The organism is Pseudomonas sp. GM24 (assembly GCF_000282235.1).
Lineage (GTDB): Bacteria > Pseudomonadota > Gammaproteobacteria > Pseudomonadales > Pseudomonadaceae > Aquipseudomonas.
The window spans coordinates 59,760-82,271 of sequence record NZ_AKJR01000206.1 but is presented as its reverse complement, the minus strand read 5'-3'; the positions used below and the strand labels follow the sequence as shown (position 1 = coordinate 82,271).

21 protein-coding genes and 1 pseudogene are annotated in these 22,512 nt (G+C 54.9%); 14 read left to right on the top strand and 8 right to left on the bottom strand.

The annotated features are described in order from the left end of the window. Positions 1–30: 30 nt before the first annotated feature. Genes glyA through PMI23_RS22330 form a run of 3 tightly spaced genes read right to left on the bottom strand, consistent with a single transcriptional unit; the run spans position 31 to position 3,835 of the window. Positions 31–1,293, bottom strand: coding sequence for a serine hydroxymethyltransferase (gene glyA / locus PMI23_RS22340; protein ID WP_007910383.1), 1,263 nt, complete (start codon positions 1,291–1,293; stop codon positions 31–33). A gap of 40 nt (positions 1,294–1,333) precedes the next feature. Further along, positions 1,334–2,512: a M20 aminoacylase family protein gene (locus PMI23_RS22335; RefSeq protein WP_007910384.1), complete on the bottom strand. Its 1,179-nt coding sequence runs from the start codon at positions 2,510–2,512 to the stop codon at positions 1,334–1,336. Positions 2,513–2,515: 3 nt separating this feature from the next. Further along, positions 2,516–3,835: an MFS transporter gene (locus PMI23_RS22330; protein WP_007910386.1), complete on the bottom strand. Its 1,320-nt coding sequence runs from the start codon at positions 3,833–3,835 to the stop codon at positions 2,516–2,518. A gap of 388 nt (positions 3,836–4,223) precedes the next feature. Between PMI23_RS22330 and PMI23_RS22325 the strand changes: the two genes are divergently transcribed. Next, complete coding sequence (locus PMI23_RS22325; protein ID WP_007910388.1) at positions 4,224–5,363, top strand: porin; 1,140 nt, start codon at positions 4,224–4,226, stop codon at positions 5,361–5,363. On the opposite strand, the gene PMI23_RS22320 is transcribed toward PMI23_RS22325, so the two are convergent. Continuing rightward, the gene (locus PMI23_RS22320; RefSeq protein ID WP_007910389.1) at positions 5,360–6,283 is read right to left on the bottom strand and encodes a LysR family transcriptional regulator; all 924 of its coding nucleotides are present in this window, start codon (positions 6,281–6,283) and stop codon (positions 5,360–5,362) included. The two genes, PMI23_RS22325 and PMI23_RS22320, sit on opposite strands and share 4 nt — an antisense overlap. A gap of 160 nt (positions 6,284–6,443) precedes the next feature. Between PMI23_RS22320 and PMI23_RS22315 the strand changes: the two genes are divergently transcribed. Continuing rightward, positions 6,444–7,505, top strand: coding sequence for an SDR family oxidoreductase (locus PMI23_RS22315; RefSeq protein ID WP_007910390.1), 1,062 nt, complete (start codon positions 6,444–6,446; stop codon positions 7,503–7,505). 261 nt (positions 7,506–7,766) lie between these two features. Here the strand turns inward: PMI23_RS22315 and PMI23_RS22310 are convergent, their stop codons facing one another. Beyond that, the gene (locus PMI23_RS22310) at positions 7,767–8,003 is read right to left on the bottom strand and encodes a hypothetical protein (protein ID WP_007917634.1); all 237 of its coding nucleotides are present in this window, start codon (positions 8,001–8,003) and stop codon (positions 7,767–7,769) included. Between the two features lie 228 nt (positions 8,004–8,231). Here PMI23_RS22310 and PMI23_RS29465 point away from each other — a divergent pair, with 228 nt between their 5' ends. The 3 genes from PMI23_RS29465 to PMI23_RS22295 all read left to right on the top strand — a co-directional run bounded on the left by PMI23_RS29465 (position 8,232) and on the right by PMI23_RS22295 (position 9,652). After that, positions 8,232–8,552: a hypothetical protein gene (locus PMI23_RS29465; RefSeq protein WP_007917636.1), complete on the top strand. Its 321-nt coding sequence runs from the start codon at positions 8,232–8,234 to the stop codon at positions 8,550–8,552. A gap of 156 nt (positions 8,553–8,708) precedes the next feature. Next, positions 8,709–8,891 (top strand): hypothetical protein, encoded by a 183-nt coding sequence (locus PMI23_RS22300; RefSeq protein WP_007917639.1) that lies wholly within the window; start codon positions 8,709–8,711, stop codon positions 8,889–8,891. 86 nt (positions 8,892–8,977) lie between these two features. Beyond that, a complete protein-coding gene (locus PMI23_RS22295) occupies positions 8,978–9,652 on the top strand; it encodes an HAD family hydrolase (RefSeq protein WP_007917641.1) in 675 nt (224 codons plus the stop codon). A gap of 161 nt (positions 9,653–9,813) precedes the next feature. On the opposite strand, the gene PMI23_RS22290 is transcribed toward PMI23_RS22295, so the two are convergent. Next, a complete protein-coding gene (locus PMI23_RS22290) occupies positions 9,814–10,179 on the bottom strand; it encodes a histone-like nucleoid-structuring protein, MvaT/MvaU family (protein ID WP_007917642.1) in 366 nt (121 codons plus the stop codon). 169 nt (positions 10,180–10,348) lie between these two features. Further along, positions 10,349–10,648 (bottom strand): hypothetical protein, encoded by a 300-nt coding sequence (locus PMI23_RS22285; RefSeq protein ID WP_007950146.1) that lies wholly within the window; start codon positions 10,646–10,648, stop codon positions 10,349–10,351. Positions 10,649–10,983: 335 nt separating this feature from the next. Between PMI23_RS22285 and PMI23_RS22280 the strand changes: the two genes are divergently transcribed. The 6 genes from PMI23_RS22280 to PMI23_RS22255 all read left to right on the top strand — a co-directional run bounded on the left by PMI23_RS22280 (position 10,984) and on the right by PMI23_RS22255 (position 17,235). Further along, positions 10,984–11,415, top strand: a complete 432-nt coding sequence (locus PMI23_RS22280; RefSeq protein ID WP_007915612.1) for a LexA family protein — start codon at positions 10,984–10,986, stop codon at positions 11,413–11,415. Further along, positions 11,402–12,682 (top strand): translesion error-prone DNA polymerase V subunit UmuC, encoded by a 1,281-nt coding sequence (gene umuC / locus PMI23_RS22275; RefSeq protein ID WP_007915614.1) that lies wholly within the window; start codon positions 11,402–11,404, stop codon positions 12,680–12,682. The genes PMI23_RS22280 and umuC overlap by 14 nt, the downstream gene beginning before the upstream one ends. Before the next feature lie 128 nt (positions 12,683–12,810). After that, the gene (locus PMI23_RS22270; RefSeq protein WP_007915616.1) at positions 12,811–13,368 is read left to right on the top strand and encodes a lipocalin family protein; all 558 of its coding nucleotides are present in this window, start codon (positions 12,811–12,813) and stop codon (positions 13,366–13,368) included. 43 nt (positions 13,369–13,411) lie between these two features. Then, a complete protein-coding gene (locus PMI23_RS22265) occupies positions 13,412–13,936 on the top strand; it encodes a DUF3833 domain-containing protein (protein WP_007915618.1) in 525 nt (174 codons plus the stop codon). Positions 13,937–14,192: 256 nt separating this feature from the next. Continuing rightward, positions 14,193–15,962 (top strand): hypothetical protein, encoded by a 1,770-nt coding sequence (locus PMI23_RS22260; protein WP_007915619.1) that lies wholly within the window; start codon positions 14,193–14,195, stop codon positions 15,960–15,962. Positions 15,963–16,203: 241 nt separating this feature from the next. Beyond that, positions 16,204–17,235: a hypothetical protein gene (locus tag PMI23_RS22255; RefSeq protein WP_007915620.1), complete on the top strand. Its 1,032-nt coding sequence runs from the start codon at positions 16,204–16,206 to the stop codon at positions 17,233–17,235. Between the two features lie 431 nt (positions 17,236–17,666). On the opposite strand, the gene PMI23_RS22250 is transcribed toward PMI23_RS22255, so the two are convergent. Continuing rightward, positions 17,667–19,691 carry an AAA family ATPase gene (locus PMI23_RS22250; protein ID WP_007915621.1) on the bottom strand — a complete coding sequence of 675 codons (2,025 nt, stop codon included), beginning with the start codon at positions 19,689–19,691 and terminating at the stop codon, positions 17,667–17,669. 331 nt (positions 19,692–20,022) lie between these two features. Here PMI23_RS22250 and PMI23_RS22245 point away from each other — a divergent pair, with 331 nt between their 5' ends. The 3 genes and pseudogenes from PMI23_RS22245 to PMI23_RS22240 form a co-directional block, all read left to right on the top strand. Continuing rightward, positions 20,023–20,241 (top strand): hypothetical protein, encoded by a 219-nt coding sequence (locus PMI23_RS22245; protein ID WP_007915622.1) that lies wholly within the window; start codon positions 20,023–20,025, stop codon positions 20,239–20,241. A 1,223-nt stretch (positions 20,242–21,464) separates the two neighbouring features. After that, positions 21,465–21,734 carry a DEAD/DEAH box helicase family protein gene (locus tag PMI23_RS30055; protein WP_177321065.1) on the top strand — a complete coding sequence of 90 codons (270 nt, stop codon included), beginning with the start codon at positions 21,465–21,467 and terminating at the stop codon, positions 21,732–21,734. Next, positions 21,728–22,508: pseudogene (locus tag PMI23_RS22240) on the top strand (cation:dicarboxylate symporter family transporter); the annotation flags it as partial. The gene PMI23_RS30055 and the pseudogene PMI23_RS22240, both read left to right, overlap by 7 nt. Positions 22,509–22,512 lie beyond the last annotated feature (4 nt).

Genomic DNA, 22,512 nt, shown 5'->3' with positions numbered 1-22,512 from the left:
GGACTCAAGGTTTCGAGCCTCAGGTGATCCTCAATCGCGAGTAGATTGGTAAACCGGGAACTGTTGGCACAACTTCGCGACCTGCCGAGCGACGTGCGCTTCGACGTCAGCATCACCCAAGTGGTCAAGCACATCGCAGATCCAACCGGCGAGCGTCCGGCACTCCTCCCCCGTAAAGCCTCGCGTCGTCACCGCCGCCGTGCCTATCCGCAGCCCGGAAGTCACGAACGGCGACTGGGGATCATTCGGCACTGCGTTTTTGTTGACCGTGATGCCGCAGCGTTCCAGCGCAGCGTCGGCGTCCTTGCCGGTAATGCCCTGGCGAATCAGGCTGAGCAGAAACAGGTGGTTGTCGGTACCTCCGGAGACGACGTCATAACCCCGCTCGATAAAGGTTTGCGCCATGACTTGGGCGTTCTCGATGACACTTGCCTGGTAGGTCTTGAAGGCCGGCAGCGCCGCTTCCTTGAAGCACACGGCCTTAGCGGCGATAACTTGCATCAACGGCCCGCCCTGACTACCGGGGAACACTGCCGAGTCGAGTTTTTTCTCAAGTTCGGGATTGCTTCTGGCCAGGATCAGCCCTCCGCGTGGGCCGCGCAGCGTTTTGTGCGTGGTGCTGGTCACCACATCAGCGTAAGGCAACGGACTCGGGTACAACCCCGCCGCCACCAGCCCCGCCACGTGTGCCATATCAACCATCAGCAACGCCCCGACTTTATCGGCAATGGCCCGAAAGCGTGGGAAGTCGAGCGTGCGTGAATACGCCGAGAAACCCGCGACGATCATGCGGGGTTGATGCTCGACGGCCAGGCGCTCGACTTCGTCATAGTCAATCAATCCGCCAGCATCAGTGCCGTACTGTACGGCGTGGTAGAGCTTGCCGGAAGCAGACACCTTGGCACCGTGAGTCAGGTGGCCGCCGTGCGCCAGACTCATACCTAGCAACGTGTCGCCGGGCTTCATAAGTGCAAGGTAAACGGCACTGTTGGCCGACGAGCCTGAATGTGGCTGGACGTTGGCATAATCTGCACCGAACAGCTGTTTGGCCCGATCAATCGCCAGTTGTTCGATGACATCGACGTGGGCGCAACCACCGTAGTAGCGTTTTCCGGGATAGCCTTCGGCGTACTTATTGGTCAACAAGGTGCCTTGTGCCTGCATCACCTGCGGGCTGGCATAGTTCTCCGAAGCAATCAGCTCAATGTGTCGCTCCTGACGTCGGGACTCGTCGGTAATAGCGGCGGCCAATGTTGGATCGAAATCAGCGAGAGACAGGCTTTTCTGGAACATGAATTTTCCTTGAACAATGTTTTGAGGCTGATCAGGGCGGTCAGGCGAGAAAATCTTCCACCAGTTTTACCCAGCAATCGGCGCCCAGTCGGATCAGCTCATCATTGAAGTCGTAGTGCGGGTTGTGCACGGAGCAGCCGTGAAACTCGCCCTCACCATTACCCAGTAAGAAATAGCACCCTCGCACTTCTGTGAGCATCCAGGCGAAGTCCTCGGTGGCCATGACCTTCGGTCCCCGGCTTTGCAGGTGGCCAGGTTCAAAGAGTGGTGCAAGGCTTTCGCGCACTCGTTGCGTTTCGGTCTCGTCATTGATTAGGGCGGGGGCCAGCGGGGTAATTTCCAGATCAATGCTCACACCGAATGATTGCTCGTGACCGCGGACGATTTGTTCCAGTCGCTGATTGATCTTTTGCTGAGTCTGCGGGGTGTCGGTACGCACACTGATCAGCATGCGCGCCTCGTCAGGAATGATGTTGTAGACACTCCCGGCTTGCAGCATGCCGATGCTGATGACCGCGTATTCCTCCGGGCCGAGGTTGCGCGACTTGATGGTCTGGATCGCATTGATCAGGCTGGCTACAACAGGCAATGGATCAACCGATTTCTCTGGCATGGCACCGTGTCCACCTTGCCCGCTGATGCGCAGCGATACACGTTGCGAGGATGCCATGGCGGGGCCCGCCTGAACCACAGCCGTGCCCAAGGGGTAACCGGGCATGTTGTGCAGCGCGAAAATCGCATCGCAGGGAAAACGCTGGAACAGGCCGTCGTCGATCATCGCCTTGGCCCCACACAAGCCCTCCTCGTCCGGTTGGAAAATCAGATTCAGGGTGCCGTTGAATTCGCCGTGGATTGCCAGACGATAAGCGGCTGCGAGCAGGATCGCGGTATGCCCGTCATGCCCGCAGGCATGCATGCGATCGGCAATCTGGCTGGCATGCGCAAAGGTGTTTTTCTCTTGCATGGGCAGCGCGTCCATGTCGGCGCGCAGACCGATACGGCGTGTGCCCTCGCCTCTTTTCAGGACACCGACCAGACCATGTCCGCCGATACCGCGATGCACCTGATAGCCCCATTGCGTGAGTTTGGCGGCGACCAGTTCAGCAGTGTTCGGGGTTTCGCCGCCCAACTCAGGCGCAGCATGAATTTGTCGGCGCAAGGCGATGAAGCTTTGCAGTTCGGTTTCGCTCAACGCTGATTGGTTTTGTTGGTTGCGCATGGGTCAGTCTCGTCCAATGTTTTCCGGGAACAGTTTCAGGCAGCACAGGCTGATTACTCCGCCGACAAGCAGGTAGAACGCCGGGGCCGTGGGTGTGTCGAGTGCCGAAGTCAGCCATGTGGCGATCAACGGTGAGAAGCCGCCGAACAAAGTGACGCCGAAGCTGTAACTCACCGAGGTGCCGAGCGCTCGGTGCTGTTTGGCAAAGCCTTCCATGATCATCGCGAAAAACGCCCCGGAGCCCACACACCCGGGCAGTACCAGAAGCGCGACGATCAGCATCGCGATGTACAAGTCAGTGGTATGCGACAACAGCCATAGCGCGGGCCATGCTGCGATAACCGGTAAGGTAATCGTCCAGACCAGCAGTTTTTTGCGCAGGCCGTGGTGGTCGGCGTAGCGCCCTGCTATCGGCGTGATGATCGCCAGGCACGCGGCAGAAGCACAGGCAATCGCCAAGGCGCTGCGCTGCGGATAATGCAGTGCACTGACCAGATACGCCGGCATGTAGAAAATGAACAGGTACATGCTGATGGTTGCGCTCGCCATCAATCCGGTGGCGAGTACGGTATTGCGCAGATCAATGACCTCGCGCCAGCCGGGTTTGTGCACGGTGGATGGTGAAGAGCTGATGACGGGCGCTTCAAGGGTTTCCGGCAGGCAGCGGCGGATGTACCAGCCGACAGGGCCAATCAGCAAACCGATGACAAAAGGGATGCGCCAACCCCACGCTTCCAGGTCAGGCGTGGTCATGACACTGCTCAGGAGAAGACCGATTCCAGCCCCTACCAGCGCCGCGTACCCCTGGCTAGCGGCCTGCCAGCTGACGTTGCGGCAACGATTTTTCGTCGCCGACGATTCCATCATCAATACCGAGGCGGTGCCGACTTCTCCACCGGCAGAAAAACCTTGAGTCAGCCGACCGATGACCAACAGCACGGTGCCCAATACCCCGGCTTGCTGGTAAGTAGGGGCGAATGCGATCAGCGCCGTACCCAGCGTCATTAGCGCAATGGTCAGCGTAAGCGCGGCCTTGCGACCCTTTCTATCGGCGAAACGGCCAATCACCATCGCGCCGACCGGACGCATCAAAAAGCCTACCCCGAACGCCGTCAGCGACATCAGCAATGAGGCTATCGGCGACTGCGCGGGGAAAAAGTTCTTGGCGATGATCACGGCAAAAAAGCTGTAGATCGTGAAGTCGTACATCTCCAGGGCATTGCCGAGGGCGCACGCTACCGTGGCTTTTCTGGAGTTGGAAGTGGCCGGATTGGAACGCATCGTTCCGTTGGCCAGGGAAGTGTCCGAATGCAGGGTCGTCATGGCACGCTCCGATTTCTTATTGGCGTTATGCGAGGCCAACTATCGGGGAACTCCGAAGACGAATCACTTGCGCTTTTTGCAGGCAATTAACCAATGGTTAACTTGATTGCGTCACATCCTTTGAATGCGCCCTACAACGGTGCTGCGAGAGGACTTGAAGACGGGTATCGCACCAATGGCTTCCATTATTCAGACGCATGCAGCCGCCGAAACGAGGTAATCGGGCTTCTTTTTGTGATTTTTGCACATGCCTGCCGCCCTCAATGCACCGGTCATTCCCCAGCAAATTAACCATTAGGCATAGCCATGCAAAATTGACCATTTCCGCCGGTTTTTATTTTCGTGGAGGCTGCGATTCATCAGCCATCACGTCTACGGAGCGTCTGAAATGGTTATGTCCGCCGCGCGCAATTGTTCATTGACCGCTTTGCTCCTGGGGCTCGGGCTACCGACGTATAGCCAGGCTGAGGGATTTCCTGCGATCGCCCGAGTAGCGCCGGGATTTGGCTATTACAACGTCGATAAGGGTTACACCGACAAGCTCAATGTCTACGGCACACTCGATGCGTTTGTGAATTACCAGGACTCGGGCCATCACTCCGGAACCAAACTCGCGGGCGGCGGCGCCTGGACCAATAAGTTCGGGCTTTACATGCGCAAGGCCCTCAACCCGGACACGGTGCTGGAGTTCGACGTCGAGGAAGGTTTCAACCTCAATGGCCAAGCGCTGGACGAGCATTGGAAGCAGGTCGGCACGCTACGCCTGGCAGTGGCGGCGCTGCGTTCGCGGGACTACGGCAAGTTGGAATTCGGTAAAACCTATGGCATGGGCACACCCACGTTTGCTGATCCCTTTCTGGCCACCTACGGTTCGCCCTACACCTACCTGACCAGCCCGCCGGCCGGGCGCGGCGCCTATTATCTGGATATGCGACCGAAGCACACCCTCGCCTACACCACGCCCAAATTCGCCGGTTTCAGCGTGGCCACCGCCGTGAGCCTGGGCCTGAACGATACCGCCAGCTCCGGCAAAACCGTGCGCGGTAAAGGCATGAGTGTTCAGTACAGCAATGCGCGGTGGATTTTGCTGGGCTCATTCAATGATTACTTGAGCGATCCATGGGACGACGGCGACCGTCAGCGGCAGACCCACAACTACTTCAAAAGCGCTTCGGTGTTTTATGACTTCGGGCCGCTGTCTGCCAATGTCACCTGGCAGCGCCAGGACGTCGACTACCACGCGACGCCGAGCATGAGCGCATGGACGTTGGGCCTTTCTGCGCCCGTCGGCAAAGCCGATGTGGCGCGCATGGCACTGGTCAAGCGTGACATCGAATTCGGCGATAAGGACGCCAGCGGGATCATGCTCGGCTACGACCATTTCCTGAAGAAGAACTGGGCCATCTACGGGCGGGTCGCCCTGATCGATAACCGCCCCGAATCCGCCATCAGCTATGCGGGAATCCCCCTCGAGCAAACCGGTGACGACCCCAGTAACCTCGCAGTCGGCATGTACTACCACTTCTAATAAGTCGGCTCTGCCGATGACTCAGCGGCTAGCTTGGATTTGAGCCCGTAAAACAAATCTCTCGCCGGCGACGTCAATGAATGGCGGTCAACGCACACCAGATAAATCGGGTATTCGGGGATGACCTCCTCGACTTCGACGAGGACCAGTTCCGGTACCCGTCCCGGTGGCAGTGCGCTGCCCAGCGCAAGATTGCTCAGGGTCATGAACGCGTCGGCATTTTCCACCAGGCGCAAGGCCAGGAACAGCGAGGCACACTCGATCACCTTCTGCGGCGGGTGAATATCGTTGACCTCGAACATTTGGTAGAACTGCGAAGATCGGTCGTCTACCTCGTCCAGACTGATCCAATTGGCGTACTGCAATTGCCGTAAAGAGGGTGAATGCCGCAACGGATTGTTCGGACTGCATACCACGGTCCCTTTGATCCGGTGCAGGGCTTCCCAATCAAGATTCAAGCGTTGAGTGTTTTGTTGAGACGTCAGGGCAAAGTCCAGGCTCCCATCGCGCAAACGCTGGACGATATGGCTGGGGCGCAGCTCGATCAGTTTGATCCGCACCCGTGGGTTTTTCGCCTGGTAGTCACTGATGCACTTCTCAAAACCCGGCAGCATGGCGGTCAATGAAGTGACGCCGACAGCCACCTCCCCAACGGCCATGTCGTGAATATTGTCGGCCTCGATCTGCAGGCGCCGCATGCTCTCGACCGCCATGTGCGCATGCCGGATGATCCGCCGACCTTCGTCAGTCAACGACATGCCTTTATAGGAGCGCTGCAGCAGGGTCAGGCCCAGCTCGCGCTCCAGATCCTTGATTGAACGGCTCAATGCAGGCTGGGTGACATGCAGCATCTGCGAAGCTTCATTGATGCTGCCACACTGGTTGATCGCGACCAAGGCTCTGATTTGATGGAATTTCACGGTGTGCGACTCGCTTTTTATTTGGCGCCAACCATAAAGCAAGATGCCGGCCAGTTACCACTCTGTCGTTGAGCGCAGCTCACCAGGCTAATGCGGATTCGGTTCAGGTTGAACCTCTGTTGCTGACGTGGACTCCCAGATCTAAATCCAGGAGAAACGTATGACCCAGACAGCTTTGGTCGTGGGCGCCAGCGGCATCGTCGGCAGCGCCACCACGCAGTTACTCATCGACAACCAGTGGCAGGTCGCCGCGCTCTCGAGGCACCCTTCGCAAGCGCAAGGCGTGATTCCTGTCGCAGCAGACCTTCAGGATCCTGCCTCGCTGGAGCATGCGCTGGCAGATTTGAAACCCACTCATGTCTTCATCACCACATGGTCACGGCAAGCCACGGAGGCCGAGAACATTCGGGTCAATGCAGCCATGGTTCGCAATGTTCTCGACGCCATTCGTCCAGCCAAAAGCGTTAAGCACGTAGCACTGGTGACTGGCCTGAAACACTACCTCGGCCCATTCGAAGCTTATGGTAAAGGCAGCCTTCCGCAGACACCGTTTCGCGAAGACCAGGGTCGACTGGATGTCGAGAATTTCTACTATGCCCAAGAAGACGAACTCTTCGCCGCGGCTGAAAAGGACGGCTTCACCTGGAGTGTTCATCGCCCGCATACCGTCACCGGGGTTGCTGTAGGTAATGCGATGAACATGGCAACCACCCTCGCCGTCTATGCCTCGATTTGCAAACAAACCAATCGCCCTTTTGTATTTCCCGGATCAAGGGTGCAGTGGGACAGCCTCACCGATATGACGGATGCACGGCAGTTAGCGAAACAACAACTGTGGGCGGCCACCACGCCGGCTGCGGCCAATCAGGCATTCAACGTCACTAATGGCGATGTATTCCGTTGGAAATGGATGTGGAGCCGAATTGCCGACTACTTCGACTTGCCTGCTGCCGATTATCCCGCTTCACTTTCGCCGCTCGAGAAGCAGATGGATAACGACCAGGCCGCATGGACGCAAATGGTTGCGGAACACGGTTTGAAAGAATCCGATATTGGTCGCCTGGTGTCCCCATGGCACACCGATGCAGATCTCGGCCGCCCCATCGAAGTTGTCACGGATATGTCGAAAAGCCGTGCGATGGGCTTCACTGCGTATCAAGCAAGCGATCAGGCATTTTTCGACGTGTTCGACAAACTACGCGAGATGCGCTTGATACCTTAGGTTCTGCCAGCAACGCTGTCTGATTTCTCCACTGAACCAACCGTGCTACTCCCATCACGATAATTTCACATTGGCGGGTGTACGGTTGTGACAGCTCCTTAAGTGTTTCCCGACCCGTGCCCCCATCGCGGGTCTTTTTTTGCGCCGAATAAAGAGATCAGTGTCTTTATGTGATGTGCTCCGCACTATGGCTTGAACGTGCCGAGTCATCGCTGATACAGCGACCTCCGTGTGCCAATCAGTAAGCGTGCTGTCACCCCGTCAGCGTGGATCTTGCTGAGTATCCATCACCGCATTATCCGTCTCCTCCCGCACACGCTCAGGGTCTAGCCCGACGTCGTCATCAAGCGGACGCTCACCCTCGTTATCCGGCAGTTCGTCAATGCCCTCCTCCTTCATCGGGTCAACCTCAGTGCGCCCCGGGCTCAATGGATCGGGTGACGTGGGCATTGGGTCGTCCTCACCCATACCGCCTTGAAGCTTAGGATCGTGATTCATAGACACCTCTCAGTACCCTCAATGGTGGGGGCATGTAGCTTTGAGAGGGTTGGTATTTCGAGTGTTCGATTTATTGGGTTACCGACCGTCGCCAACCTGTCATTCAGCCTTTCAGTCATCTCGATGGAACGTTGCGCGAGACCCCATCCTCTATCGCAACACCAGCGAATCTGAGGACTTCATCATGAAGTATCTGGAGAAGCGGCCTTTGAAGATCGGAGGTGAGGAATGCATTCAGTAACACCTGACGGTCGTTACTTCGTTGTCAAAGGGCAGCTGTGGCGCTGTTCAAATCCATCATTGCAAGAGGACGTGCGCCAGCGTCTCGTCGATGCACTCATGGCAGCTCGACGGGAGGTGAAGAAAGCAAAGGATGCGGAAGACGAATCGCAGATGAAGCGCGCTCGGGAAAAAGTACAACTGGCCAAAGTAGCGCTTGGTGAGCGGGGCCCTGTTTGGTGGGTTGATGGCAGTCCTGATTTCAATCGATTCCGGGTCACTAATTCCCCTTATGCTGAATGGTTCAGCTTGCTTCATGCGTCTGATTAACCCTTGGCTCAAGGCGGAAGTAAGGCGATGGAAACCGCAGTGGCATTCATGCGCTGCGGTTGCTCCGCTTTGAGATTTGCGAAAGACGGAACGACTCAGAGCATATGTTTTCGAAAAATTGAGCGCCTCGAGTTTCAAGGGGCGAGGAGAAATCTTATGACTGAAAAAAGCTCCGTTTCATCAAAAAAAAGCAAAGCACTGAAAGATTCTGCTCTCGTCTCGGACGTGTCAGAAACAGGCTTAACGGATGATGAACGAGTGGTTAGGGAAGATGAGTTCCTTGGCGACGAACCACGTGTGGAACCCGGCCCAGCCGACTTGGAAAGACTCAAGGATTAACGTCAGCACCCTTGGTACTCGGTGCGACCGATATTTCGAATACGCGATATCTACTACCTGAAATTTGCTTAATGGAGGTGTCACGTATGCGCCAGCAAACCTCATTCTTATTTGATCTGGATGGCACGTTGACTGATAGCGTTTACCAGAATGTCTTTGCGTGGAAAACTGCGCTCGACTCAGAAGACATACCGTTGGCCATGTGGCGAATTCACAGAAAAATCGGTATGAGCGGCGGGCTGATGCTCAAGATGCTAGCCCGTGAGACCGGCCTGGAAATCAAACCAGACCAGGCTAAAAGACTCAGCGATAAACATGATAAAGCCTACAAGGATCTGCAGGGTCAGATAAGCGCTCTGCCTGGCGCTGTCGAGCTTCTCGATACTCTGAACCGCGATCAGCTCAAATGGTGTATTGCGACCAGCGGTGGCATGGACACTGCGGCGATAAATCTGAAGGCATTGGGCTTGAATATCTCGGAGGTGAATCTCATCACCCGTGATGACGTCAAGTATGGCAAGCCCGATCCAGACCTTTTCCTCGCCGCTGCAAGCAAACTCAATGTACCCATCGAAGATTGCCTGGTGATCGGCGACGCCATCTGGGACATGCTTGCCGCACGACGCTGCAAGGCCACCGGTATAGGGCTGCTTTCAGGTGGTTATGACACAGGAGAGCTTGAACGTGCAGGTGCACTCCGAGTCTACGAGGATCCTCTGGCACTGCTGCAGCACCTGGACGAGATTGCTTCACGTCAGTGAGCTCTCTCTAGACACCTAATACAAACGCGCGCCCTGCCAACGTACTGGGCAGAAGACGCCGCGCCTACAACCTGAATAGAGCTACGAAGTCACCCCCAAGTTGACTAAAAAACGAATTACTAAAAAGGGCCTTGTCAGGCCCTTTTGTATTTAAACCAAAATCACTTGGCCAACCAAGACTCGACAGTCGCAGAACCATATTTAGCTTTCCAGTCTTTCAACGTCTTGTGATTACCACCCTTGGTTTCAACAACTTCGCCGGTGTGCGGATTTTTGTAGACCTTCAACTGACGAGGCTTGCGACTACCAGTTTTGGACTCGGCGGCTGGAGCGCGACGACCTGCTTGCGGATCAAGAAGGTTGACCACGTCCTTAAGGCTGTAGCCATATTTCCCGAGCAAATCACGCAGTTTGGTTTCGAATTCAATTTCTTTCTTGAGACCAGCATCACCCTTGAGCGCCTCAAGCGCTTGGAGTTGTTCGGCGAGGTGTTTTTCGAGCTGACGGAATTCGGCGAGTTTAGACATAAGAAATTCTCGATGTGAGTAATACCAGAAGGTTACACGATAAATCACAGCCCGCACTTACAAGGAGAAGCGCCTGAGGTCTCTCACCCGGACAGCCGATATTAATATCTGTTTCCAAGCGACAATAGGCCCAGAGTTGACTCACTGTGCATGGCCGATGCTCCCTTTCTTATTGATGAGTATCCGCCTCCTCAGCCGGATAAAACTCGCCCTCCTTGCTTATCCTTTTTAGCTGTTCGCGCACGATCAACTCAACGCTGGCAACGGCGGCTTGATCGTCAGGGTCGACCGATTGCAAGCACAGGCGTCGGACGTTCTGATCGTGGGTGCCCTCGCTCATCATTTCGTGGGTGAAGACTTGTTCACCACGCCATAGGCATAGCTGGGTATGAGTCTGGCCGAGCCATATCTCGTTGATTGATCTCAGGTCGGTGGTAGCCAGTTGATCGACGGTGATTGTCTTATCCATTGCGCTGTACCTTACCAATAAGCAGAGACAGGTAGACTTACGGGCACAGGGGGGCGTTCCAAATGTCGGCACCTCACACCCGCCAAGGTTGGTTAAACACGTCTCGGATCGAGCTCGGGCGATCGTAGAAGGCGCAATGTTGTACCGCTCTACTGGCCAAAGTATCACCAGCTGGTCTGGCGCAAGCTCCTTGGGACAGTGATCCATCGATTCGCAGATCGAGTAGCGTCCGCACAGGGTGTCACCCGTCGAATTGTCGTACCTATGAGATTGACCGCAAGCGAAGCAAATCGTTAACTGTATATACGTACAGCTAACCTCTTAAGGCTTGCATCATGAACATCACCATGCTCGGCCCTCTCGCGTCTGGCGGCATAAAGCTGCCCTTCTATTCATCCAGGGTGCCGGCGGGTTTCCCCTCCCCTGCTGCTGATCACATCGAAAAACACATTTCCCTCGATGAGCTGTTCGATATCCGCGCGCCGCACGTGTACCTGGTGAGAATTGATGGAGACAGCATGCAGGGCGCCGGCATCTATTCAGGGGATCTGGTGGTCGTTGATCGGAGCATCGATGCGGTCAGCGGCGATATTGTCATCGCAGCACTCAATTCCGAGCCGTTCTGCAAGCGTCTGCTTCTGCGCGAGAACGCCGTGATGCTTTTGTCAGAGAATTCAAAATACCCGGCAAGGCATGTCATGGAGGGCGATGAGCTGGTGATCTGGGGTGTGGTGAAATACAGCGTGCGCAATCATGAAAACACTTGAGCCAGTCTTTGCCCTGATTGACTGCAACAGCTTCTATGCGAGCTGCGAGCGAGTGTTCAGACCCGACCTGGCAAAGACACCTATCGTGGTGCTGTCCAACAACGACGGCTGCGTGATCGCGCGCAGCTACGACGCCAAGTCTTTCGTGAAAATGGGCCAGCCGTACTTTCAAATCAAAGATCACCTTCGCCGGCATGGAGTCGTGGCCTTCAGCAGTAACTACGCACTGTACGGCGACATGAGCGAACGCGTCATGACGATCATCGAATCAATGGTGCCAGCGCTCGAGGTCTACAGCATTGACGAGGCGTTTGCCGATCTGACCGGCGTCCCAAGCGATCTGTCTGCTTTTGGGCGGCATATGCGCTCCACTCTTTTCAAGCGCACGGGGGTTCCAGTCGGGGTGGGTATTGCCCGCACCAAAACCCTGGCGAAGCTGGCAAACCATACCGCCAAAAGGTTGTTGGATATCACCGGAGGCGTGGTGGATCTGTGCGACCCGTTCAAACGCGACTGGACGCTGCGCAACACTGATGTCGGCGAGGTCTGGGGCATCGGCAGGCGCATGAAGGCGCACCTGGAAACGATGGGCATCAAGACCGCCATGGACTTGGCGAAAGCCGATCCGTGGATGCTTCGTCAGAAATTCAGCGTGGTGATCGAAAAGACCGCTCGCGAGCTTGCCGGCACCTCCTGTCTGGAACTGGGTGAAGCTGCGCCCCCCAAGCAAGAGATTTGCTGTAGCCGGATGTTCGGCACCCGGCTCACGCAGATCGAGCCGATCAAGGAGGCCGTCGCCACCTACACCCAGCGCGCGGCGGAAAAGCTCAGAGCGCAAAACTCGCTGTGCAAGAAGATCCGCGTGAGTATCAGGACAGGCATGTTCAATCCCGAAGAAGCGAAGTACGCGAACGGCGCACTCGTCGAGCTCCCCTACCCGACAAACGACGTCCGACTCATGACCAAGGCTGCGACCGAAGCGGTCAATCGCCTCTTCCGACCAGGCTTCAAATACAGCAAAGCGGAAGTCCTGCTGATGGATTTGCGCCAGCCCGGTGAATTCACGGACGACCTGTTTGCACATTCCCAGCCCGTTACGGCGGACAAAGTGATGACCGTCCTCGATGAAATCAATGGCCGTTGGGGAAAGGGAGTTCTTCGCCTGGCCAGCGTGCCGGCGGCGCCAGATTGGGCTATGCGCCGGGAGTTGATGAGTCAGAGCTACACGACGAAGGTTGATCAGCTGTGGACGGTCATGGCCCGGTAAGCGGTCGTTGAAAGCGGAGGGTAGCCTGCATGAGCGGGCCATCGTATCGATTGCAAGTTGATAGCACTTTTCACGCTCACCCTACCTCCAATGACATGTGCGTTTCTCCTGACAACCTGGAGGTCTCTATGTCGATACGCAAGATCGTTCTGCTTTCCTGTCTGGGTGCGGCACTCGCCGGGTGCGCAGGCTCGCGCGAGAAGCCCCCTCCCACCACCATGCAAGTCGACCTGCAGAAATACCAAGGCACCTGGTACGAGCAGGCCAGGTTACCGATGTTCTTCCAGCGCAATTGCCAGCAGTCAGAAGCGCATTACGGTCTGCGTGATGATGGCCGCATTGACGTCACCAATCGTTGCAGGGAACAGGATGGCGAATGGAAAGAGGTACGCGGAATTGCTGAATCGGAGCAGCCAGGCAAGACAGACAAGCTCTGGGTGCAATTTGATAACTGGTTTAGCCGCATCGCGCCAGGAATAACCAAAGGCGAGTATTGGGTGCTTTACCACGACCCGGCCTACAAGTTCGCACTGGTCGGCCACCCGAACCGGGAATATCTGTGGGTGCTTTCACGCACCTCTGAAATTAACGGCGTCAACCGTGAACAGCTGGTAAAGATTGCTCAGCAACAGGGGTATGACACCAGCAAACTGATCTGGCGTCCAGCAGACCCGACCAAGCCCTAGTCCACTGGGCTCCTTAAGCCCGGAGACCTTCGAGGAAATCCACATGCTCAAGAAATGGATACTGCTGCTATGCATTGGCCTAGCAAGCTGCAGCCAGGTGGATGTGCAGACCTACAGCCAGGAGACGCCCACGCTTGAGTTACGCGAATTCTTCGAGGGCCGGGTCGAAGCGTGGGGCATGTTTCAAAAGCGCTCAGGCGAGGTCACGAAGCGCTTTCATGTAGTCATCAATGGTCACTCCGAAGGCCGCAGACTGATCCTCGACGAGTCGTTTACCTACAGCGACGGTACTACGCAAAAACGAGTGTGGACGCTAACCCCTGCTGGCCCTGGCCAATGGCGCGGAACCGCTGGCGACGTGGTGGGCGAGGCGCTTGGTGAGGTGGCAGGCAATGCACTGCGCTGGAAATATGTGCTGAACCTTCCGGTGGATGGCAAGGAGTATCAGGTTCATTTAGATGACTGGATGTACCTGGTGGACAAGAACACCCTGATAAATCGCTCGTTCATGAGCAAATTCGGTGTAGAGGTCGGCCAGATCACTTTGTTCTTTCGCAAGCAGCCTTGAGGTTGCGTGTGGACAGGCCACTATCGGCCAAAAGCGGCCTTCCGTGAGCGGCTGCTTTCGGCCAGAAGCGGACGCTCGTCTTGGTCCGATTTCGACCCAAAGTTGACGGTGGCGACATTCGAAAAACCACCCAATGTGGTTGGTAAACCGAGCTAAGGTAAGCGAGCGAGGGGCTGCGCAGACCATACTGTCGTGAGGCCAGGGCGAAGGCCGCTGTTGACTCACAATGTGCTATCACTAAAACGGAAATTCAACCATGAGTGAAGAGTGGATTCTGCAAACCAAGGAAACCCGTAGGGCCTTTTCTAACGCGGCGTGGGTTCCTTTGAGAGCGTCAGTTGAGAGCAAGAAAAGGGATGTAAAAGACGTAGGTCATGTCAGTGAATATTTCGGCTGCGGCTCCGTTGCATTCCCGCCAGAGCATCGCCAGCTGGTTGAAGAACGTCTTGGATGGAGCGACATAGGCATTGGGCACACTGTCGCGCCATATGCATACGAAGATGGGTATTATGCGTCCATAGATCAGTATCAATACAACGATAAAGAACCAATAGGCATTAACTTAATTTATGAACACCCGCAACTTGTTGTCGGTGGTAGAAAATGGATTTTGAGCCCTGACCTGGTAGTTGCGCTGCGCCTGATCAAAGAAGGTGACAATTGGGTTAGACCTGAAGAAAATTTCGTTGTAGTGGCCCGCGAGACAGTAAGTGAAGATGGCGAATACTGTCAGATAGAAATCAAAAGGGAGTTTCTACTTGATTATCTAGCAGCTAGGAACCTTTCGCTTCGCCTTGCATACTACCGACAGAGGGTAGAAAACATCCCTGTACTAGAAGACAGCGCATATTCGAATCTTCGGCCTCACAATGAGGAAAGAGATAATGGCAAATTCACCCTAATCATTCGCAAGCTTGATGACGTCTTTGGGGGAAGCTGGGCGATGTTTCGAGCCTGGCGAACTGACGTAGATGAGGATGAAGACGCCCCTGTGATGGGGCCTGAGAATAACTCGAACACTGACCATGAGAGTTCAAAGGGGCACCGTGGAGGCTATGAAGGTGTAAGGGTAGAGGGGGAGTTTTGGCGTGAGGAGTGGATAGACCACCAATCCAAAAGTCAGCGCGTTCGTGGAGATGCGGATCCAAATCTACCGCAATTCATCGTGGAAACAGATGGAACGCGAATGAGGTCAGCAGAGCTTGATAACGAGGACGTGGGTCGCTGGCTGTGGTTTCGGTCCAGCGTTGTTACCGAGCTTCTGAACAATCGAGGATTCAAGCTGGCATGGTACACCGCTGAAACTGGAGCTATTCAATCCACGTCAGGATATAAAACTCATTTTGGAATCAACAGCTCTGATCTGATCACCGTATATGCTTATGACATCGCTCGCCTCGCCTCATGGGAGCAGCATGTTTGGGCAGCGCATAATGTAGCTCCTGAAGGTAAAGTATCAAGTGAGTTGCTTGAAGCACAGATGAAAGCGCAACCAGCATCTACACATGCTGTTGAAGAAATGTTTTTTGGAAGCATGAGACTTCTCGAAGACAGCTTTAGAGATAAATATAATATCTCTCTGTTCAGCCACGACATTGATGACTTCGAAGCAGGTCAGCAAATATCCAGGTTTGCCAGCAAAGACAGAGCGTCCCTGCTCAGGCTAGCCAAGGACATCATTCGCGTATTCTCAGACAGGCTCAACATAACCGAGCTACGCAAACTTTCTACACACGAAGAAAAAGCCAAGCTCGGCTCAAACAAATTACTCCAAAGTATTTTAGCGGAGAAAATTGGAGACGCCAAAGCCAAGCGAGTGTTTGCTGAGATAGCCGGTGCTTATGATATGCGAGTGGGAGATGCACACCCGACTGGCTCAAAGGTCACTGACGCGATCAAGCTGGCGGGCATCGATGAAGAAAACTCGCCCTTACGGCAAGGAGAACAGCTTATCCACAACGTTGGGCGGTCTGTTTGGTACATCGGAAAATTCTTGTTCGCCGAGACAGATGGCTCGGACGAGTAGCAGTCATGCGATCCGAGGGTGCACCAGGTAGATGAACTTTCGAAAATCCTCCTGGGCGGGGTGGACGTTAACGCGGTCAGCCATACGGCAAAGTAACTCCTTTGGCCCACGCAGGAGCGAGCTAAGGCTCAGCCATAGGGCAGCCCAGTACGCGCCTGGGGGGCACCTATTTTTGTTGTAATGGGATTAGGGTATTGTGCGTTCCCTATCGCGCCAAGAGGTGCTCAGGGAGAAAAGGTCGATGTCGGGTAAGGGCGTACCTACGCTGGATAGAGCGAAGGTTCTGGAAAATGCTGTAACGTCCATTCAGCTGGGGATTGAGGATTACCAGCTCACGCAGGGTGATGACGGGAACCCCCTCCGAGCCGTTTCATCCGCTCGTAACCTCTTCGCAGGGGTTTTGCTGCTGTTCAAGTACAGGATTGCAATGCTCGCGGACTCTCCCGAACATGCGGCCAGCCTCATCTACAAGGCAAGGAAATTCAAACCCTGCCGTGACCAAGATGGCGTAATCGAGTGGCGTCCCGAGCTTGAACGAAACAAGACAATCGACGTAGCAGACATTGAACTGCACTTTGAGGGTCTTGGCATCCGCACTGATTGGACAGCCGTGAATACCCTGCAACGGTGCCGGAACGATCTGGAACACCTCCACCCCAAGCATCCCCTGGAGGAGATCAATAAATTCTTGCTCGATCTGTTCCCACTCCTGCGGGACTTCATTACACACGAGCTATCAGAGAATCCGGCAGCCTTGCTAGGCGAGACCTGGGAAGTCATGCTGAGAAATCACCAGTTCTTTGCCCACAATCTGGAGGAGGTACAGCGCCAGTGGGAAGACCTGGGCGTCATGGCGCATACCCGCGAGTTGTTCAAGGCTTGTTCATGCCCTGCCTGTGGTTCCCCGCTGCTTGAGCCTAACCGGGAAGACCTCCAGGCTGGTGTGCCCTTCGACTACTCAGAGTTCCGATACAACTGCCTCGCATGCAACCAGTCAGATTCGTTCATTGAGTTGATGGAAGAGGAGTTACGAACCACCCGAGAGAACCCGTTCGACGACGAGGAAATCATCACGGACTGCGGTAGTTGCGGCGCTCCGATGTTCGATCTATCCGAAGGGCATTGCCATCTCTGTGGCTACACTTATCAGCCGCCGAAGTGCTCCGGGTGCCACACCTCCCTAGAGGGCTACGAAGCGGAGAATGGGGCTCTATGTGATAGGTGCTCGGAGTACGCACACTACGATGATGAGTACGAGCCTCACATAAGCTAGCCATTGTTCCGCACTAAAGCGCTTCTGAGTTTCCTCCGGCAAGAGCCGCTGTGGGTAAAAAGCTGTCCCCCAGGGATATGCTGGAGTGGGATGGAAGCTCACCCATTAGCACAGAGAGGCCTGTCGCTTATGAATGAATCCGTGCGGACAATCGTGAAATTCCAGGCCCCAGGCGACACTGCCTAAATAAAGTTTTAGGAATGTCCGCTTTGGGCTTTCTGTCGGTCATGTCCAAGAATAATGCTGGTCAAATCCGATGCGAATGACTGGTCAGGTCAAATGAAAATTGGTAGAGGCGAGTCTGAGCAATTACCCATCCGCCACGGACCAAAGTGGACAACTAGATCAGGTGAGCATACCCGTCGCTCGAATGGGAGCATGTTTTAACATTTGATCTAAATAGGCCGCCCTTTGACGCGGCCTAATAACTTTTAACTCTCGAAGGGCTTAGGATCCCGAGCAACGTGCTTTTCCAGCCGTCCGTTGATCAATGCAAACAGCGCCTCGAATTGCTCAAGACTTTGCTCTGGCAATACATTTTCCGGTTCCGACGCCATCTTTTTGAGGAATAGCCGTGTCGGTCGAGTTTTATGGAAGGGGATTTCAAGATTCGCAAGGCCCTCCTCAATACGCTTGGCGATCCGCGGGATATTGAGATTTAACTTCAACGCCTTCCCCTTCAACTCTTTGCTGTAGGCCTCTCGCACAAGCGCCTCATACACTACCGGATCTAGCAAGTCCTCAATATCTGCTTCGTTCGGCTGGGACGAAAACGCTTCCGAAACAAATACGACGTTCTGATCGCGAATGAGCTTCGCCTTGAGAAGCTCGTCCTTGGTGACCCTTGAGTCCCGCTCAGTGTCTAGAAGAACCAACACGTTGAGAGCCTCCGACGTCAGTAACGCAACCATGTAAGAGACCTTCTGCGCACCTCCCGCTGGAGTCATTGTGAGAGCGGTACTCAGTGCCGTTCTTCCCTTTTCGGACATATAGGCGCTAACAGCGCTCATGATCCAGAAGTCCGTAACCCCCTCGACAACAAGATTGTTGGGGCCGACAAAGAGGCTTTGGGCAAGGTCATAGCCGAGCGCTGCCTGCAGCGGGAACAGCGTCCTAGCATCTCCCGTCGGATCGTTCGTGACTGTGGTTCCAACTTCCTCCGAGATGTTGACGGTACGGACTGAATCGAGCGCATGCGTCGGCACCATAAAGGGTGAGTGCGTGGAGTAGAGGATTTGATTGGAGAAGTCCACCTCTAGATGATGGAGGAGATCTGATTGGGACTTGGCATGCAAATACAGGCCGGGCTCATCCAGCAGGAGCACAGCATTCTCCGCATGGCCTCCGTCTGTGTCAGCCGAAAACGTGATGTAGAAGGCGAAGAACCACTGAAAACCTCGGCTCCTGTCGTTGAGATTAACTTCAACGTCATAGGTGCTCGTTGGATCAGAGATGATGGTATCGATGTGGGGGCCGTCGAGGTTAAAACGAATCTTTAGCGCGCGATCTTTCCACAGCCGCTTAATCTCACCTGTGACAACAGCGCTGGCACGGTTCGCGAGCTGATTCCGCGTTTCATGATCATTTTGCCCATGGAGCTTCTGCAGCTCATCGGGATTGAGGCCTGCGACCTTGCACAGTTTCTCAAAGTTTCGGTCCGCATCCTCAAGCTGCCCCTGAGACTTCCGTTGGATGTAGGCGGCTATGTCTTGGTGGCCATCAAGTTCCGGGTATTCATCGATATAGATGAACTTCGGAATTGCGCCAGCAGCCCAGCTACGAGCCTGCTGTTGGGCATCCTTGTCAAACACGATGCTATCGGCCAGCTCTTCGAGCTCAGAGAGCGTCTCCTCTTGTTTGTCAGTCAACTCAGCATCAGCGCCGGCCAGCGCTGTCCGCAGAGCGTTTGCCGCAGCCACCATCTGACTAGCCCACGTGTCACGTAACCTTGTGGCGGTCGCAACTTTCTCGAAGGCATCGGCTGCCGCATCCAACGCGCTAGGGGTCTCCTGCTTCAACGCTGCAGCGCGCACCGCCGCAGCTACCTTCTTAACCTTGTTTTTTATGTCGGTTTCGTCGAAGACTATTGCCTTGAGCTCGGGGAATCTCACAGTTCTTAACGAGCCATAGCTACGCCCGACGATGACCAGGGACACCTCCGTGGCCCGCGGAAGTACTTCAAGCAGAGCTTCTTTGTCGTCATCGTCTAAGACCCATGTCGTTGACAACACGGGCGTGTCGTCTGTGCACTCCTCTAGGCGCCTGTGACGGGGAAAGTCCTTAATGGGCCTCAAAGCCTCGAATCCTGTAATCGGGTTTAGGCTGTGCAATGCACGAAGCAGGTTCGACTTGCCGCTCTCGTTTCGTCCCAGAAGGGCGGTAATACGAGAGACCGCGATTTCACCGCTGTCATTGATAGAGCGATAGTTACGAACTCTGAATGACTCTAGCCTCATGGCTACCCCCTTCTTGTTGGCCTAGTTCTGTATAGGTGCGGGTATTTTGGGTAGAAAGCAAGTGGAATAAGGATGCAGGATGCCATCATTGCGTGGAAGGTCCGCAATTGGTCCAAAACGGCACTTGCGAATGGCCGCTTTTGGCCGAAAGCGGCCGCTGGCTGGACCCGATGATGGATTGGATGCAGTCGCCGCCTCCTCCCCAACTGATTGGCTAAAGTCTCAAATTATCTGCGCGGCGAAGCAATTTTTAAGCATGCCGTATCTAAGCCTCTCTGCTGCGGCCGCATGAGCTAGGCTTTGCGAACCCCTCATTTCCAGGATGGATCGCATGCCAAATAACTCAGCTTCTAATATCGCCACTGCTGACGCCCTGACATTGCTCCTGCACAACCAGCATGCACTGGCGGCGGCAATCGAGGAGGTCGCCGTTTGGCTTTCAGCCAATGGCGTGGCAGCGGTTGCAGATAACGCTGTGATGACTATGGAGACCTTGGACACAAATGCAAAAGCGATCACAGATGCGATTATGCGGATACGGCAATCCTAATATCGCCTTTGCTGGCAGCAATCGGCCAGAAGCAGTTCTTCGAAGTGTCTAATGAAGAAGGACCGATTCATAGTCCCTTTGACTAGAGCGGGTACCAAATCTTTCATTAGTCGAAAAGAAACCGCCCCTGCCGAAGCCAAGGCGGTTCACAGCTCGACCTTAAGGCAGGTCGTCTAAGCGGTCACGCAGCAATTCATAGACGTGATAGACACGCGCACAAACCACCACGACATCCCACGCATGTTTCAAGAACTTGAACATGCTTGGCCCTCCCGTAGTTGGGCCAGCCTCCAGCGCGCTTATCCCGGAACACGCACGCTTTTCGGAACACACCAAGCGTTCCCTATGAGGTGGCTAAGCCATTGAACTCTCGGTTACATCCGGCACGGATTCCTAGGCCCGTGTAGAGAGTCGCAACTCGCGTCAGTCCTGGTTAGCAGCTCCCAGTCGGCTGTGCGCGAATCTGGCCCGATGTTAACCAATTTATTCCAGCTCCTGGGCGCGCAGTGGCGCACAAACTCGTCATAACACCAGAGGCTTTTTGTCCGAAGGTAGGATTTACGGGGCTTCGGCTGGGTTTAGTTTTTTAATTATTTTTTTCACGGGTATAGGTTTTGGACAAAAAACATACAAAAAGCTGCTAGCCCTTACCCGCTGGACTCTTCTGCGCGTCGTCATCGCAAAGATGGCGGGCGGCCATCAAGCCGCCAATCGTTAATTATTGCCACCAGTAGTGCCACATGTGTAAGCTCCTTTCACACCAAGCGTTCCCTATGAGCGAGCCATCTCGGTCCCTAACCGGAATGGCAGAAAAAACCGCCTACCTAAGGCGGTTTTTTTTGTCTGCGATTTGCGAGTCCCATGTAAAAGCTAACGTTTTTCCGATCAGTTGTTTTGCAGGTCGAAGATTCCAGCTGAATCGCACTTAGTTTATAGACGAATGATGACTGCTTGTGGCCGAAAGCGGTCGTTACTTAACTTCCGCTTCTAGCCATTTTCAGCCCTTCGCGAATCAGCCAGAAGCAGCCGTCGGTAAAGGGCTGTTTTCGACCTCAACACAGACTGGTTACTACCTCCCTCCCCTACTGTAATACTCGCATATGGCCAGTGCAGGGTTAGGCTAAGCAGAGGGTTTCGATCTACAGAGGGATTGCCGTGCCAGATTTCTTTGGTTGCGCAAGCAGGGACACTGAATCTTTCCCAGCAAAATCGAAGCCCTAATAATGGGTTCAGACCGGGGCAGCTGGGCAGCTGGGCAGCTGGGCAGCTGGGCAGCTGGGCAGCTGGGCAGCATGCATGCAGTGCTAGCACATTTCTCGGTACAAGATTATCCGGCAATTGTTAGTCTACCCACGGGCTACGGCAAAACTTCTTTGATGATGGCTCTCCCCTTATTGCTCGGGCCTGCTCGTGTTCTGATAGTCGAGCGGTCTAGCGCTTTGAGGAAACAGGTTCATTCCCATTTCTCAGTGCTATCAACGCTCATGGTCTGAGTCGGGTCTCGGAGTGCTTCTTCGAGTTCATCAACCTGATCATGAAGTTCGTCCCCCTCGGCGCCTTCGGGTCGGTGGCATACGTGGTCGGCAGCAACGGTTCGGCGGTGCTGATGCCACTGACCAATCTGGTGTTGATGTTTTACGTCGGCGTGGCGTTTTTCATCTTTGTCGTACTGGGTGCAAGTCTGCCGTATTTGCGGGTTCAGCCTGTGGCGGCTCCTCAAGTACATCAAGGATGAGATTTTCTTCGTACTCGGCACCGCTTCGTCGGAAAGCGCCCTGCCGCGCCTGCTGCAAAAACTCGAGAAGTTCGGCTGCTCGAAACAGAGCGTCTGCCTAGTGTTGCCCACCGGCTACGCGTTCAACCTCGACGGCACTTCCATCTATATGTCGCTGTGCCTGCTGTTCATCATCAATGCCTACGGGGTGCCGATGAGCTGGGAACAACAACTCGGCACCATCGCGATCATGCTGGTCACCTCCAAAGGCGCGGCGACGGTATCCGGTGGCAGCTTCGTGGTGTTCGCCGCGGCCGTTACGGCGATTGGCGGACTGGCGGTGGTAGGTCTGGCGCTGCTGTTCGGCGTCTACCGCTTCAAGTCGATGGCCATAGCCACCTGCAACACCATCGGCAACAGCGTGGCAATGGTCATGGTATCGAAGTGGTCAGGCGAGTTCACCGAGCAGACCGCCAGAGCTGAACACCACCGAGTGTTTGGCCGCAGCCCAGAGGCAGCGCTCCAATCATTCATTCGTGCCCAGCAGTTGTAGTGAA